At 58.1% G+C, this 15,235-nt stretch carries 17 protein-coding genes; 14 read left to right on the top strand and 3 right to left on the bottom strand.

Annotated elements, in window-relative coordinates; genetic code table 11:
* The first annotated feature begins 5 nt into the window (after positions 1-5).
* Both cysW and ASC74_RS27345 read left to right on the top strand, forming a co-directional pair.
* On the top strand, positions 6-878 hold the full coding sequence (cysW, locus tag ASC74_RS27350; protein WP_046047287.1) for a sulfate ABC transporter permease subunit CysW: 873 nt from the start codon (positions 6-8) through the stop codon (positions 876-878).
* A 3-nt stretch (positions 879-881) separates the two neighbouring features.
* Complete coding sequence (locus ASC74_RS27345) at positions 882-1,871, top strand: sulfate/molybdate ABC transporter ATP-binding protein (protein WP_046047288.1); 990 nt, start codon at positions 882-884, stop codon at positions 1,869-1,871.
* 104 nt (positions 1,872-1,975) lie between these two features.
* Here ASC74_RS27345 and ASC74_RS27340 read toward each other — a convergent pair whose 3' ends face one another.
* Positions 1,976-2,500 (bottom strand): Mpo1 family 2-hydroxy fatty acid dioxygenase, encoded by a 525-nt coding sequence (locus tag ASC74_RS27340; protein WP_056745670.1) that lies wholly within the window; start codon positions 2,498-2,500, stop codon positions 1,976-1,978.
* A gap of 84 nt (positions 2,501-2,584) precedes the next feature.
* On the opposite strand from ASC74_RS27340, the gene ASC74_RS27335 reads away from it, so the two are divergent.
* From ASC74_RS27335 to ASC74_RS27320, 4 genes are all read left to right on the top strand, one after another.
* Positions 2,585-3,271, top strand: coding sequence for a Crp/Fnr family transcriptional regulator (locus ASC74_RS27335; RefSeq protein WP_056745668.1), 687 nt, complete (start codon positions 2,585-2,587; stop codon positions 3,269-3,271).
* A 70-nt stretch (positions 3,272-3,341) separates the two neighbouring features.
* Positions 3,342-3,707 carry a response regulator gene (locus ASC74_RS27330; RefSeq protein WP_008148221.1) on the top strand — a complete coding sequence of 122 codons (366 nt, stop codon included), beginning with the start codon at positions 3,342-3,344 and terminating at the stop codon, positions 3,705-3,707.
* A gap of 110 nt (positions 3,708-3,817) precedes the next feature.
* Complete coding sequence (locus ASC74_RS27325; protein ID WP_056745799.1) at positions 3,818-4,066, top strand: helix-turn-helix domain-containing protein; 249 nt, start codon at positions 3,818-3,820, stop codon at positions 4,064-4,066.
* Complete coding sequence (locus ASC74_RS27320) at positions 4,059-5,291, top strand: type II toxin-antitoxin system HipA family toxin (protein ID WP_056745667.1); 1,233 nt, start codon at positions 4,059-4,061, stop codon at positions 5,289-5,291. Before ASC74_RS27325 ends, ASC74_RS27320 begins: the two co-directional genes overlap by 8 nt.
* Here ASC74_RS27320 and ASC74_RS27315 read toward each other — a convergent pair whose 3' ends face one another.
* Positions 5,292-6,296, bottom strand: coding sequence for an AraC family transcriptional regulator (locus tag ASC74_RS27315; protein WP_056745665.1), 1,005 nt, complete (start codon positions 6,294-6,296; stop codon positions 5,292-5,294).
* Between the two features lie 100 nt (positions 6,297-6,396).
* On the opposite strand from ASC74_RS27315, the gene ASC74_RS27310 reads away from it, so the two are divergent.
* The 8 genes from ASC74_RS27310 (at position 6,397) to ASC74_RS27275 (ending at position 13,795) form a co-directional block, all read left to right on the top strand.
* Complete coding sequence (locus tag ASC74_RS27310; protein ID WP_056745663.1) at positions 6,397-7,470, top strand: fatty acid desaturase; 1,074 nt, start codon at positions 6,397-6,399, stop codon at positions 7,468-7,470.
* A 384-nt stretch (positions 7,471-7,854) separates the two neighbouring features.
* Positions 7,855-8,436: an alpha/beta hydrolase gene (locus ASC74_RS27305; RefSeq protein WP_056745661.1), complete on the top strand. Its 582-nt coding sequence runs from the start codon at positions 7,855-7,857 to the stop codon at positions 8,434-8,436.
* Positions 8,437-8,507: 71 nt separating this feature from the next.
* Positions 8,508-9,440 (top strand): sigma 54-interacting transcriptional regulator, encoded by a 933-nt coding sequence (locus ASC74_RS27300; protein ID WP_056745659.1) that lies wholly within the window; start codon positions 8,508-8,510, stop codon positions 9,438-9,440.
* A gap of 163 nt (positions 9,441-9,603) precedes the next feature.
* Positions 9,604-10,386, top strand: coding sequence for a MetQ/NlpA family ABC transporter substrate-binding protein (locus ASC74_RS27295; RefSeq protein ID WP_033058537.1), 783 nt, complete (start codon positions 9,604-9,606; stop codon positions 10,384-10,386).
* Positions 10,387-10,847: 461 nt separating this feature from the next.
* Positions 10,848-11,513, top strand: coding sequence for an amino acid ABC transporter permease (locus ASC74_RS27290; protein ID WP_056745657.1), 666 nt, complete (start codon positions 10,848-10,850; stop codon positions 11,511-11,513).
* Positions 11,494-12,153 carry an amino acid ABC transporter permease gene (locus ASC74_RS27285; protein WP_056745655.1) on the top strand — a complete coding sequence of 220 codons (660 nt, stop codon included), beginning with the start codon at positions 11,494-11,496 and terminating at the stop codon, positions 12,151-12,153. Before ASC74_RS27290 ends, ASC74_RS27285 begins: the two co-directional genes overlap by 20 nt.
* Positions 12,150-12,932 (top strand): amino acid ABC transporter ATP-binding protein, encoded by a 783-nt coding sequence (locus tag ASC74_RS27280; RefSeq protein WP_056745654.1) that lies wholly within the window; start codon positions 12,150-12,152, stop codon positions 12,930-12,932. Before ASC74_RS27285 ends, ASC74_RS27280 begins: the two co-directional genes overlap by 4 nt.
* Positions 12,929-13,795, top strand: coding sequence for a transporter substrate-binding domain-containing protein (locus ASC74_RS27275; RefSeq protein WP_056745651.1), 867 nt, complete (start codon positions 12,929-12,931; stop codon positions 13,793-13,795). Before ASC74_RS27280 ends, ASC74_RS27275 begins: the two co-directional genes overlap by 4 nt.
* A 134-nt stretch (positions 13,796-13,929) precedes the next feature.
* Here the strand turns inward: ASC74_RS27275 and ASC74_RS27270 are convergent, their stop codons facing one another.
* Positions 13,930-15,090 carry an AAA family ATPase gene (locus tag ASC74_RS27270; protein WP_056745649.1) on the bottom strand — a complete coding sequence of 387 codons (1,161 nt, stop codon included), beginning with the start codon at positions 15,088-15,090 and terminating at the stop codon, positions 13,930-13,932.
* Positions 15,091-15,235: the final 145 nt, after the last annotated feature.

Raw genomic sequence — 15,235 nt, 5'->3', positions numbered from 1 at the left:
CGAAAATGTCCCAATCGTCTATTAGCGCCGCTTCCTCGGCCAACGCCGCCCGCCGTGGCAGTGCCACTTCGCGACGAATCCTGATCAGCCTTGGCTGGTTGGTTTTTGCGCTGTTTCTGTTGCTGCCCCTGTTCATCGTAGTGTCCCAGGGGCTGAAAAATGGCCTCGGCGCGTTCTTCACCGCGATCTTCGAACCCGACGCTTTGTCGGCCCTGAAACTCACGGTGATCGCCGTGCTGATTTCGGTGCCGCTGAACCTGGTGTTCGGCGTCAGCGCCGCGTGGTGCGTGAGTAAATACTCGTTCCGCGGCAAGAGCATGCTGGTGACCCTGATCGACTTGCCGTTTTCGGTGTCGCCAGTGATCGCCGGTCTGGTCTACGTGCTGATGTTCGGCGCCCAGGGTCTGTTCGGGCCGTGGTTGCAGGACCACGACATCCAGATCGTCTTCGCCTTGCCGGGCATCGTGCTGGCGACGATTTTCGTCACCGTGCCGTTCGTGGCGCGCGAGCTGATCCCGTTGATGCAGGAACAAGGCACACAGGAAGAAGAGGCCGCGCGTCTGCTCGGGGCCAATGGCTGGCAGATGTTCTGGCACGTCACCGTTCCCAACATCAAATGGGGCCTGATCTACGGCGTGGTGCTGTGTACGGCGCGGGCCATGGGTGAGTTCGGTGCGGTGTCGGTGGTTTCCGGGCACATTCGCGGGGTGACCAACACTCTGCCGCTGCACGTCGAGATCCTCTACAACGAATACAACCACGTGGCCGCGTTCGCCGTGGCGAGCCTGTTGCTGATCCTGGCGCTCTTCATCCTGCTGCTCAAGCAGTGGAGCGAAAACCGTATTAACCGCCTGCGCGCCAGCGCCGCGGAGGAATAAGTCATGTCGATCGAAGTGCGTAACGTCAGCAAGAATTTTCACGCGTTCAAGGCGCTGGACAACATCAGCCTGGACATTCAAAGCGGCGAACTCGTGGCGCTGCTCGGCCCGTCTGGCTGCGGCAAGACCACCCTGCTGCGGATCATCGCCGGTCTGGAAACCCCGGATAAGGGCAACATCGTGTTCCACGGTGAAGACGTCTCCGGTCACGATGTGCGTGATCGCAACGTCGGTTTCGTGTTCCAGCACTACGCGCTGTTCCGGCACATGACCGTGTTCGACAACGTCGCATTCGGCCTGCGCATGAAGCCGAAAAACCAGCGCCCGAGCGAAAGCCAGATCGCGGTGAAAGTCCACGAGTTGCTGAACATGGTGCAACTGGATTGGCTGTCGGATCGCTACCCGGAACAACTCTCCGGCGGTCAGCGTCAACGTATTGCCTTGGCTCGTGCCTTGGCGGTTGAACCGAAAGTCCTGCTGCTCGACGAACCCTTCGGCGCCCTCGACGCCAAGGTCCGTAAAGAACTGCGTCGCTGGTTGGCGCGGCTGCACGAAGACATTAACCTGACCTCGGTGTTCGTGACTCACGACCAGGAAGAAGCGATGGAAGTCGCCGACCGCATCGTGGTGATGAACAAGGGCGTGATCGAGCAGATCGGCTCACCGGGCGACGTCTACGAAAACCCGGCCAGCGATTTCGTTTATCACTTCCTGGGTGACTCGAACCGGCTGCATCTGGGTGAAGACAACCATGTGCTGTTCCGTCCGCACGAAGTATCGCTGTCGCGCCATGAACTGGAAGATCACCACGCGGCCGAGGTGCGGGATATTCGTCCGTTGGGCGCGACGACACGGGTGACGCTGAAGGTCGAAGGCCAGAGCGAATTGATCGAAGCTGAAGTGGTGAAGGATCACGACAGCCTGATCGGGTTGGCGAAGGGCGAGACGCTGTTCTTCAAGCCGAAGGTCTGGCAGAAGCTCGCCAACATCTAAGATCAAAAGATCGCAGCCTCGTTTCACTCGACAGCTCCTACAGGGGATCGCATTGCAATGTAGGAGCTGTCGAGTGAAACGAGGCTGCGATCTTTTAAAGCGGCCTAAGCCGCCGCTTTTTTCGGATTGACCCGCACGCCTCCCACCCGCGCCTCGATCTGCTCTTTCAGGTCATGCCGCAACCCCAACAAAAACGCCAACTCAACCACCACAAACAACGGCCCGACAATCAACCCCGTCACATCATCGACAAACGCCGGTTTGCGTCCTTCGTAGTGATGACCGACAAATTGAATCGCCCAACCCACCACAAACATCCCGATGCCGCTCGCCAGCCAGACCAGCGTGCTTTGCTGCGCGAGCACATGACCCAGCCAAACACATAGCCCCAACAACACCGTCATCAGCACGCCCAGCCGTAACTCCAATCGCAGATAAAACCACGCCGAAGCCAGCGCCAATAGCACGACCGGTGACACCCCAACCCCGGCCAGCGACCACTCGGGCCGTGACAGCAGCACCGCAACGGCGACAACGATCAGCGGAATACCGATAAAGTGGCTGGCAATATTGCGCGGGTCACGGTGGTAGGCGGCGTATTGACTGAGATGGTCGACGAGGCTTTTCATTGTTGTTCCTCCTGTTGGGGGATGGATCATGCCCCGGGTCCACATTTCGCTCTGTCAGGCAGGCGACAATCTCCAGGAGTTTTCATGGACATGCAGGTTTGGCGTTCGCGGCTGGATAAAGGGCAGTGGTTCAGCCATTTACCTGTTTCATTACAGGATAGTCTGCTGGCCGCCGCCAAGGTGCGGCGGTTGTCGCCGGGTCAGCGGCTGTTCAAGCGCGGCGATCCACCGTGCGGGTTGTACGCGGTGCTCGAAGGTTCGGTGCGCATCGGCGCGGTGAGCGAGCAAGGCAAGGAGGCGCTGTTGAGCCTGGTGGAGTCGCCGCACTGGTTCGGCGAAATCTGCCTGTTCGATGGCCAGCCGCGCACCCATGATGCATTCGGTCTGGGTCATTGCACCCTGTTGCACATTCCGCAAGTTGTGCTGCTGACGTTGCTTGATGAACAACCGGCGTACTGGCGGCAACTGGCGTTGCTGATGAGCCAGAAACTGCGCCTGACCTTCATCAATCTCGAACAGCTGAGCCTCATGCCTGCCGCCGCTCGACTGGCTCATCGTCTGCTGATGATCGCCGAGGGTTACGGCGAAATCGACCCGCCACGCAGTGTATTGCAGCTGCCACAGGAACAATTGGCGTCGATGCTTTCGCTGTCACGCCAGACCACCAACCAGATTCTCAAGGACTTGCAGGGGCAGGGGATTGTGAATCTCAAGTACGGCGAGATCGAGATTCTGGATGCGCAACGATTGCGGATGTTGGCGATTATCTAAAACCCGGCGTTAGTGGTGGGCTTTGGACGCGAAGGCGCCTAGCCTGTGATGACGACAATCGAGGTGTGCCATGCGTGTGCTGTTAGTGGAAGACGAACCTGAGACCGCCAAACTCCTGGCTAAAGGTCTGAACGAGGCAAGTTACTCAGTCGATGTGGCGGTCAACGGTATGGACGGCCGTCGTTTCATCGAGTCTGGCGAATACGAGCTGATCATCCTCGACGTAATGCTTCCTGGGCTCAATGGCTGGCAGTTGCTGCAGCAGATCCGCAAGCTCGGTGATACGCCGGTGCTGTTCCTGACCACCAAGGACGGCATCGAGGATCGACTGCGCGATCTGGAGTTGCATGAGGATGATTACCTGCTCAAGCCGTTTGCCGTGAGTGAACTGGTGAAGCGGGTGCGCAAGTTGTTGCGACGGGATCGTGGGCGCTGAGACCGGGTCCGATCAATCAATGAGCTAGACTTCGACTTTGTTATGCATTAAATACAATGCAAATCGATTACTTCAGTAAATATGCACTGTATATGATGCAGGTGGGTGGGATGGAAAACCTCGGCGAACTGATCAGGTTGCTGCGCAAAGAGCGAAAGATGTCTCAACAAGACCTGGCAAAGCAGTACGGCATGAGCCGTTCCACGATTTCGGGTATCGAGAACAACACCATTTCCGAAATTGGCCTGCGCAAGGTTGAAGCGATCCTCAATGGCTTCGGGTACGAACTGACGGCCGTGCCGCGGCGGTCGACGCGTCCAACACTGGACACCCTCAAAAAGGTGAACTTCCATGGGTGAGCAGCAGGAAAAGGACCGGCTGCACATCAATGTTTCCGGCACGACGGTCGGAACCCTCGGCCGCGGTCAGTCTCGCATTGATTCAGTGTTTGCCTACGCCGAAGACGCGCTGGAAGAAAACGCCATCTCGTTGACCATGCCCGCTCGTCTCGAGAGCTACACGTGGGAGCTAGGTGTACCGCCAGTTTTTGAAATGAATCTGCCGGAAGGCGCTCTGCGCGATGAATTGACTCGTCGCTTCAGCAAAGCGATTCGAGGGTTTGACGACTTCGCGATGCTGGCGATCGTCGGCCCGCACCAGCTTGGGCGAGTGGGGATTGCAAACGCGCAAGAGGCGAGTGACCGGCTACCTGAAACCAGTCTCGCAGAACTGTTGGTTCATGACGGTGCGCAAGGTTTGTTCGAAGATCTGCTGCACACCTATGGCCAATATTCGGGCGTTTCCGGTGTGCAGCCGAAGGTGCTTATCCGTGACAGCGCGACAACTGTCGACCGATTGACCCATCGAGGGGCAACGCACCTGGTCAAATCGTTTCGGCCAGAGGAATACCCGGAACTCGCTGCCAACGAATACTTCTGCATGAGGGCTGCGCTGCATTCGGGTCTTGAAGTGCCGGTTTTCGAACTGAGCGATCACGGTAAATTTCTGGTCGTCGAACGTTTCGATCTGAATGAAAGAGGTTATCTGGGCTTTGAGGATTTCTGCGTGCTCAATGCCTGGCCTTCGAAGGCCAAATACGATGGTTCGTACGAAGGTGCCGCGAGGCAGATCAAGGAGTTTGTCTCCCCGCCATTGCTCAACGAAGCCCTTGAGTCTTTTTTCAAAATCGTGGCGTTGTCATCCGCTCTGAAGAATGGCGATGCTCACCTCAAGAACTTCGGTGTGCTGTACGAACATTGCGGGGCTGATGCGCAAATCAGACTGGCTCCGGCCTATGACATCGTCACGACTTCGGTCTACATCAAGGCAGACAGCATGGCGTTGCTGTTAGGCGGATCAAAGGCGTGGCCCAAATACAAAATGCTGATGCGTTTTGGTCGGTCGGCTTGCAACCTGACGGAGGGACGGTGCAATGAACTGCTGCAGCAAGTCGCTCATGGAATGGATGTCGCGAAGGCGGAAATGGTTGATTACATCAGGGAAAATGGCGACTTTGCCATGGTTGGCGAAGCGATGATCGAGCAGTGGGAATCAGGTGTAGTACGCAGCTTGGTCAAAAGCTGATTACCGCAACCCATCTCGAAATTGCCCTGGTGTCATCCCGGTCCAGCGCTTGAATGCGCGGCTGAAGCTGCTCGTATCCGCAAATCCCAGCAGGTAGCTGATCTCGCTCAATGAGCATTGCGGATCGCGTAAATGCAGCAGCGCCAGGTTCTCGCGACTCTCGTTGAGCAGCGTATCGAACCGGCAACCCTCGTCCGCCAGATGCCGTTGCAGGCTGCGCAAACTCAGGTGCAGGGCCTGGGCGATGTGTTCGGCGCTGGGCTCACCTTCCGGCAATTGCTCCTCAATGGCGTCGCGAACCTTGCGTTCCCAGGTCAGGGGCTTGAGTTGTGCGAGGGTGCGTTTGAGCACGGCTTCGTTGTGTTCGGCCAGTTCCGGGTTGGCGTCGTCCAGGTGGCTGTCGAAGTCCACGACGGCGAATTCCAGTCGGTCTTCATCGGCGGCGAAGTACACCGGTGAGCGGAAGACTTTGTGCCATTGATGCGGGTCCGCCGGCTCCGGGCGGCGCAGGTAAACCGCCAGCGGGGCGTAATCGCGGCCCAGGCGATTGCGGCAGGTGCGTACGTAAATCGCTGTGAAGGCGTCGATGGCTTCGAAGGCCGGGGCCGGATTGCCTGGCGGGATCTTCAGGCGGAAGCGGTAGCGGTCCTCGGTGCGGGTCAGTTCCAGGTCCAGGGCATCACTGACCACCTGGTGATAACGCACGATGCGCTCGAACACTTCTCGCAGACTGCCGCTGGCCACCAGCGCATAACCGAGCGCGTGAAACGTGGTGGGGCTGACGAAGCGCGATACCCGCAAACCAATCGCAGGATCGCCGCTGACTTGCACCGCGATTTCCCACAGGCGCGTGGTGCCGGACAACGGGTAACGGGCGTTCGGGTCGTCCATCAGTTGCGGGTCGAGCCCCGCCTGTTGGCACAGGGCGGTGCTGTCGAGGCCCAGGGCATCGAGTTGCTTGCGCAGGGCGCGGGTCCAGCTGGCGAGGGAGGTCGGTTCAGTCATGCTGATTGGCGCTTCCGGTCAACAGGTTGGCGTTCACGGCTACCGCGTTGCGAGGGTTCACAAGGCAGGATGCGAACATCAATAACCAGAGGATGGAAGCATGCACGGTACTTCTGCAAGTCCCCAGCGACTGAATGCAACTCAGCGATCAGCACATATTCGCCAAGTGGTGCTGGCCAAGGGGGTCGAACTGCGTCAGCGCTACCCGATTCTCAACCATCAGGACGCCCTGGGCGCGAGCATTCTGGCCTTCGCGCTGGTCGGCATGATTGGCTCGGCGACGCTCTACATGACCGGGCACATGGCGTGGTGGGCATGCCTGTTGCTCGACGCATTTTTTGCCTCGCTGACTCACGAGCTGGAACACGACCTGATTCATAGCATGTACTTTCGCAAACAGCGCGTACCGCACAACCTGATGATGGGACTGGTGTGGCTGGCCCGGCCGAGCACGATCAATCCGTGGATTCGTCGGCATCTGCACCTCAATCACCACAAGGTCTCCGGCACAGAATCCGACATGGAAGAGCGCGCCATCACCAACGGCGAACCCTGGGGATTTGCGCGACTGTTGATGGTCGGCGACAACGTGATGTCAGCGTTCATTCGTATGCTGCGGGCCAAGACCTGGGCTCACAAGATCAGCATCATCAAGCGCGCGCTGAAGGTTTACGCGCCGCTGGCGCTGGTGCATTGGGGCGCCTGGTACATGTTCCTGGGCTTCCACGCGGCCAATGGCATCGCCTATCTGATGGGAACGTCGATTGAATGGTCCGCGACCACGCTGTCGGCGATGCAAGTCATCGACATCGCTGCCGTGGTGATCATCGGCCCGAACGTGTTGCGTACCTTTTGCCTGCATTTCGTCAGCTCGAACATGCATTACTACGGTGACGTGGAGCCGGGCAATGTGATCCAGCAGACCCAGGTGCTGAACCCTTGGTGGATGTGGCCGTTGCAGGCGTTCTGCTTCAACTTCGGTAGCACTCACGGGATTCATCATTTTGTGGTGAAGGAACCGTTTTACATCCGTCAGATGACCGTGCCGGTGGCGCATAAAGTGATGCGCGAGATGGGCGTGCGGTTCAATGATTTCGGGACGTTTGGGCGGGCGAACCGGTTTGTGCGCACGGAAACAGCAGAGGCGCAGGAGGTTCGTGCCGCTCAGGCTTGATCGATGTGCCCGGAAACTCAAAACGGCAAAGGCGCTCGTCATCAATCTGACCCAAAAGGTCGCTACGTTATGACGCGAGCAGTGGTGCTCAGCGGTCACTGTGGTGTGATTGGCATATGTTTTTTTAATCTAACAAATTAATTAAATATTCCTTTATTAGATAACCATTTCAGCCAATCATCGCATCCAGTGATGTTGATCGCGCTAACAGATTTTGAGTTTCCGGGGCCGTCTCCTTGGCAGGGTGCGGCCCCTTTTTTTGTCTATTCAAAACTGCCGTATATGCTTTATAGATCTTAATAAATAGCTTCTTATTCCTTAACGAATATAACTCTCCTCCCTATACTTGCTCTGGAAAAGACACGCAGCAGGAGAGCTCCCCCCATGCGCAACGAATCAATTCGCTACCTGATTGTGCCGGGCTGGCAAGGATCGCCAGAAGATCATTGGCAAAGCCATTGGCAGAACAGCCTGCCGAACAGCGCGCGGGTGGAGCAGGCCGACTGGCTGACGCCGCGTCGTGAAGACTGGGTCGCGGCACTGGCTGAGGCGATTGCCGCTGACAGCACGCCGGTGATCCTGATCGCCCATAGCCTGGGTTGCATCACTGTCGCGCATTGGGCGGCCACGGCGCCCGTGCAGTTTTTGCGTCAGGTTCGCGGCGCCTTGCTGGTCGCCCCCGCGGACGTCGAGCGTCCGGCCTGCGCACCGGCCCTGCGCAATTTCGCACCGATTCCGACAAACCTGCTGCCGTTCCCGAGTCAGGTTGTCAGCTCCGACAACGACAGCGCCGTCAGCACACCGCGTGCATTGGAACTGGCACGTCACTGGGGCGCCGAGGCGGGGATTTTGTCGGGTGCCGGGCACATCAACGTGAAGTCCGGTCACCAACGCTGGGAGCAGGGGTTTGCGTATCTCTATCGGCTGCAAAACCGAATGGAACACCACGCTCTGCGACGTGCTTAACCTTTTCTTTTTTGCTTTTGTTTTTTAAAACACGCCCCCCGTCTCCCGGCGGTTTAGGGCGGGAGTCTGCCATGAGTTTTGAAGCCTTCGGTCAGCCGCTGCTGACCTTCCCCGATGCAGAAAAAAGTCCCCTGAGCATTCGCGCCAAGGCGCTGGTGTTTGTCGATCCGCGTTCACGTCAGTTACGCCAGGAGCTGGAGCTATTGGCACCGCGCTCGATCTCGGTGTTGATCCGTGGCGAAACCGGCAGCGGCAAGGAGTTGCTCGCGCGGCACATCCATCGTGCGAGTGATCGCGGTGGGTTGTTCGTCTCGGTCAATTGCGGCGCGATCAGTCCGACCTACGCTGATGCTGAATTGTTCGGTTATGCCGCTGGTAGTTACAGCGGTTCGGCCAGCAGTCGTGCGGGTTGGTTCGGTTCTGCCAACGGCGGGACGCTCTACCTGGATGAGATCGGCGACCTGCCGCTACCGATTCAGATCAAATTGCTCGCGGCGCTGGAAAACCACGAAGTCACACGGGTCGGCGCTCAACAACCGAGCCCTGTGGACGTGCGTTTGGTTGCCGCGACCAGCATCGACCTGGCCCAAGCGGTGGCCGCCGGAAAATTCCATGAGCGGCTTTACCACTACCTCAGCGAGGGCCAGCTTGAACTGCCGGCCTTGCGTGAACGGGTGGGCGATATTCTGTCGCTGTCCGAATATTTCCTCGGCATCTATAGCCAGCGTCTGGACCTGCCGGTGCCGCTGATCAGCGAAGCCGCGCAGCATTTGTTAGAGCAACACAGTTGGCCGGGCAATACCCGAGAGCTGGAGAACGTCATTCACTTTGCGTTGCTGGTCAGCACCGGCGATGAGATTTTGCCCGAGCATTTGAATCTGCCCGAGGCGCCGCCGTCATTGGTGCAGATCGAGAAACAAGCTGCTCAGCTGATTAAAAACGGCACGGCTGCCGAGCGATCTGCACTCAAGCATTTGCTCGAAAGCCTGACGCAGACGCTGTAGCGATCTGTATGAACAAAATGGAATATGAAAGTGAATAAAAGATATTGTTCGGGAATAAAAAATCCCGGTATTGTCCGCGTCACGCCAGCGATAGCACTTCACTGGCACTCGTACTAAACAAGCCGTCGTCGATCACGACCGCGATTTTCGATAAGGACACTGCATGAAAAAGGTTCTGTTGTTCACCGCATTGGCGGCTGCCCTGACCGCGGGCCTGGCCCAGGCTGGCGAGAAACTGGTAGTTGCGGCGACCCCGGTTCCACACGCCGAGATTCTGGAACTGATCAAACCCACCCTCGCCAAAGAAGGCGTGGACCTGGAAATCAAAGTCTTCACCGACTACGTTCAGCCGAACGTACAGGTCGATCAGAAGCGTCTGGACGCCAACTACTTCCAGACCCTGCCGTACCTGAAGAGCTTCAACGAAGGCAAAGGCACCCACCTGGTGACCGTGATCGGCGTGCACGTCGAACCCTTCGGCGGCTACTCGAAGAAAGTCAAAACCCTGGCTGAGCTGAAAGACGGCGCAACCATCGCTATCCCCAACGAAGGCAGCAACAGCGGCCGCGCCCTGATCCTGCTGCAGAAGGCTGGCCTGATCGAGTTGAAGGACCCGAAAAACGCTCTGGCCACCCCTAAAGACATCGCCAAGAACCCGCACAACTTCAAGTTCAAGGAATTGGAATCGGCCATGCTGCCGCGTGTTCTGGACCAGGTCGACCTGGACATGATCAACACCAACTACGCGCTGGAAGCAGGTCTGAACCCGGCTAAAGACGCGCTGGTGATCGAAGGTGCAGATTCGCCTTACGTGAACTTCCTGGTGGCTCGTCCGGACAACAAGGACAGCGTTGCCATCCAGAAACTGGCCAAGGCCTTGACCAGTCCTGAAGTGAAAGCATTCATCGAGAAGAAGTACAGCGGCGCGGTATTGCCGGCGTTCTGATTCGCGAGGTAAACCCCTTCAAGGTTTCAAACGCCGACGGCTGGTATAGCGTCGGCGTTTTTTTATTGCGCCAAGCTTAAAGGTTCAGGCCACCCCGGCCTTCAACGCCCTGCGCAACGCCATCAACAACTTCACGATGTCCTGCGGATCCAGCCGCTGTGGCACTTTTGCGTCAGCCATTTTTCTCTTCCTTGTGATGGTTCGGCCGGGGAGTCTGGCCAAAAGCTGTGCATCCTTGGAGGGGGATTCTGAAAAAAAGATCCTTCCTACAGCGCAAAGAAAAATAGTCGTCTTCCGCCGCCACAGCAAATGCGGAGGATAGTTTTTTGCGTGATATCAATATGCTTTAACGGTATTTAAATTCTTCTTTTTATACCTTTAAAGTCGGTGCCTGCCGGGTAGTTATCCACCGCCCATGGACTGCACCACCGTCGCTCACCCTGCGGCGTCCAGGATGTTCAATGAACTTCGATTACGCATTTATCCTCAGCACCTTGCCGGCGTTTCTTAACGCCGTGGGCGTGACGCTGCAGGTCGGCTTTATCGCCATTGGCACGTCGTTGCTGGTGGCGCTGATCAACGCGACGATTCTGGTGTTCCGCACGGCTTACTTGCAGCGCCTGGTCGGGCTGTATGTGGAACTGGCGCGCAACACCCCGCTGTTGATTCAACTGTTCTTCGTCTACTTCGCCTTGCCGGCTTTAGGTATCAAGGTCTCGGGCTTTGCGGCGGCGATCATCACCATGACCTTCCTCGGCGGCGCCTACCTCACCGAAGTGCTGCGTGCCGGCGTCGACGCGGTGCCACAGGCGCAGCTCGAGTCCGGCCGCTCCATTGGCCTGTCCCACGGGCAATTGCTGCGCTACGTGATCCTGCCGCAAGCCGGCATCCTCAGCCTGCCGTCGCTGTTCGCCAATTTCATTTTCCTGCTCAAGGAAACCACCGTGGTCTCGGCGGTGGCGGTGCCGGAGATTCTCTACACCACCAAAAGCTACATCGCGCTCTACTACAAAACCTACGAAATGCTCGCCGTGCTGACGCTGATTTGCGTGCTGTTGTTTCTACCGCTGTCGCTATTGCTCAGCCGCCTGGAAAGGAGGCTCCAGCATGGCCAGTTCGGGTCTTGAATTGCTGTGGGTGTCGTTGCCGCCACTGGGCAAGGGCGCTGCGCAAACCTTGTCGATCTCTTTCCTGAGCATCGCCATCAGCACCGTTGGCGGCGTGCTCTATGGCGTTTTGCGCACGCTGAATTCGAAATGGCTGAACGCAATCCTGCGCGTTTATCTGGAACTGTTCCGGGCCATCCCAGTGTTGGTCTGGCTGTATTTGCTGTTCTTCGGTCTGCCGATTTTCTTCGGCCTGAGCATTCCGAGTTTCTGGTGCGCAGTGCTGGTGTTGTCGTTGTGGGGCGCCAGCGAAGTCGGCGAAGTGGTGCGCGGTGCGTTGCACTCGTTGCCGCGTGGTCAGCGTGAGGCAGGGTTGTCGATCGGCCTGAACGGCCCGCAACTCTACGGCTACGTGCTGTTGCCCCAGGCGCTGAAACGCATGACGCCGCCGACCATCAACGTCTACACGCGGATCATCAAGACCAGCTCGTTGGCGGTGCTGATTGGCGTGGTCGACGTGATCAAGGTCGGCCAGCAGATCATCGAACGCACCTACGAATCGGTGCTGATCTACGGCGCACTGTTCCTGTTTTTCTTTTTCATCTGCTACCCGCTCTCGGCCGCCTCGCGCGTGCTGGAGCGGCGCTGGACGCAAGCATGAGCGCATTGATCGAGTTCAAGGGTTTCAACAAGTTTTTCGGTGAGCAGCAGGTGCTCAAAGAGATCGACCTGCAAGTGAAGTCAGGCGAAGTGATCGTCATCCTCGGCCCCAGCGGCTGCGGTAAAAGCACCTTGCTGCGTTGCCTGAACGGTCTTGAAATCGCCCACAGCGGTAGCTTGAATTTTGCCGGTCGTGAGTTGCTGGACAAGGCCACAGACTGGCGCGAAGTACGGCAGCAGATCGGCATGGTGTTCCAGAGTTATCACCTGTTCCCGCACATGAGCGTGCTCGACAACCTGCTGCTCGGCCCGGTCAAAGTGCAAAAGCGCGACCGTCGCGAGGCCCGTGCCCAGGCTGAAGCGTTGCTTGAGCGCGTGGGCCTTTCGGACAAGCGCGATGCCTTCCCGCGTCAGCTCTCCGGTGGCCAGCAGCAACGCATCGCCATCGTCCGTTCGCTGTGCATGAACCCGAACGTCATGTTGTTCGATGAAGTCACCGCCGCCCTCGACCCGGAAATGGTCAAGGAAGTGCTGGAAGTCATCCAGGGCCTGGCCCGCGAGGGCATGACCCTATTGATCGTCACCCATGAAATGGCCTTCGCCCGTGCCGTGGCTGACCGCATTGTGTTCATGGATGCCGGGCGAATCCTTGAGCAAAACCCTCCCGAGATTTTCTTTACGAACCCGCAAACCGCACGAGCGCAGCAGTTCCTGGAGAAGTTCTCCTACGTCGCCGCACTACCCAAAACGACTCAAACAAAGGAACTGGAACTGCTATGAAAACTGCCAAGTCTTCTCTGCTGCTACTCCCGCTGCTCGGCCTCGCGTTGCTGGCCGGTTGCAACAAAACCGAAGAACCCGCCAAACCGGCGGCCACCAGTGACAGCTATCTGGAAAAAATCAAAGCCCGGGACAAGTTGATCGTCGGTGTCTTCACCGATAAACCGCCGTTTGGTTTCGTCAATGAAGCCGGGCGTTACGTCGGATTCGATACCGACATCGGCCGTCAATTCGCCAAAGATCTGCTGGGCGATGAGAACAAGGTCGAGTTCGTCGCGGTAGAACCGGCGAGCCGGATTCCGTTCCTGCAAAGTGACAAGGTCGATTTGATCCTGGCCAACATGACCGTTACCCCCGAGCGCAAGGAAGCGGTGGAATTCACCAATCCGAATCTTAAGGTGGCGGTGCAGGCGTTGGTGCCGCAGGCCAGTTCGGTGAAAAACCTTGATGACCTGGCGACTCGCACCACCATCGTCACCACCGGCACTACGGCCGATATCTGGCTGACCAAGAATCATCCGGACTGGAAACTGCTCAAGTTCGAGAAAAACTCTGAATCTCTGCAAGCGTTGGCCAATGGGCGCGGCGATGCGTATGCGCAGGACAATCTGGTGCTGTTCAGCTGGGCGAAGCAGAACCCTGGCTATCGCGTGCTGACCCAGACGTTGGGCGCTGAAGCGCCGATTGCGTCGGCGGTGAAGAAGGGCAATATCGAGCTGCGTGATTGGGTGAATGCCGAGTTGGCGAAGCTGGGTGAAGAGAAGTTTTTGCTCAAACTGTATGACCAATATGTGCGTAAAGAGCTGAGCGATGACACCAAGCCTGAGAGCGTGATTGTCGAGGGTGGGAAGTGGCAGGGGTGATGACCTGACCGATGTTGTGATCTTTCGATCGCCTTCGCGAGCAAGCCCGCTCCCACATTAGATCGTGTCCGCCGAGACAACTCGGTCAACTGTGGGAGCGGGCTTGCTCGCGAAAGTGGCCTATCAGGCGCCGCTCAATCCGGCCAATACCACGCCGGCTCATCCAGCATCCGCTGCCCGACAATCCCGGTCTGGCCCAATGTCTTCTCCAGCACAATGCAATTGCACTCCGGATCCTCCTGCAACGCCGAGATCAACCGCCGCGCATGAGAAACCACCCACACCTGACACTGCTCTGACGCCCGGATAATCAACCGCGCCAACGCGGGCAACAGGTCCGGGTGCAAACTGGTTTCCGGCTCGTTCAGCACCATCAACGTCGGTGACCGAGGCGTCAACAGCGCCGCCACCAGCAACAAATACCGCAACGTCCCGTCCGACAGCTCGGCCGCTGATAACGGCCGCAACAACCCTTCCTGATAAAACTCGATGGCAAACCGTCCGCCCTGCAACTGCTCGATATTCAAGCGCGCCCCGGGGAACGCGTCGCTGATCGCGGTCTGCAAAGCCTCCGGATCGCCGATTTCGCGGATGGTTTGCAACGCAGCGGCGAGGTCGCGGCCGTCGTGATGCAATACCGGCGTACGGGTGCCCAATTGAGGTTGGCGAACCGGCGCATCGGCGTCGCTGCGAAAGTGATCGTAGAAGCGCCAACGGCGGATGAACTCGCGCAGTTGCAGGACTTCCGGTGAGGTACGCAAGCTGCCGACCTGATCGAACAGGCTGTCGAAATTCGGCGTGTGCTGGGTCAGTACTTCCCAGCTGCGACCTTCGCGAGCGCGGATCATCGGGCCTTCGCGGTCCACCAGCAGGCTGGCAGAGCGGTAGAACGGCCCGGACCAGATGCATTCTTTTTTGATTTCCGGGTCCAGGGCAAAGTACGAGCGCGTCGGTGCCGGCAGGCCCAAGGCAATCGAATAGCTGAAATCTTCCCCGGCAAACCCCAGACGCAGGCGTACTGCGCCGTGTCGAACGGTCGCCTCGATCGGGACTTCGCCATTACGCATGCGTCGGCTGATGTTTTCCGGCCCGGCCCAGAAGGTCGAATCCAGCCCACCCTCGCGGGCCAACGCATTGACCACGCCGCCCTGAGCGGTTTCCGCCAGCAGGCGCAGCGCGCGGTAGAGGTTGGATTTGCCGCTGCCGTTGGGGCCGGTGATCAGGTTCAACCTGCCCAGTGGAATCACCAATTTATTGATCGAGCGGTAATTGGCCACCGCGAGGGTTTTGAGCATGGGAAGCTTCCTGCTGCGTGGTGCGCGATTCTGCCTTATTGTCGACGTCATCGTGCGCCAGGCTTTATTTCAAACCGTGAGGCGCACCCTTGGAACCCTGTTCTAAGCTCACAGTCGTATCGCCATTGGCACGAACGTACAACGC

Source organism: Pseudomonas sp. Root329, assembly GCF_001424925.1.
GTDB lineage: Bacteria > Pseudomonadota > Gammaproteobacteria > Pseudomonadales > Pseudomonadaceae > Aquipseudomonas > Aquipseudomonas arabinosi.
This window is presented reverse-complemented; position numbering and strand designations above follow the sequence as displayed.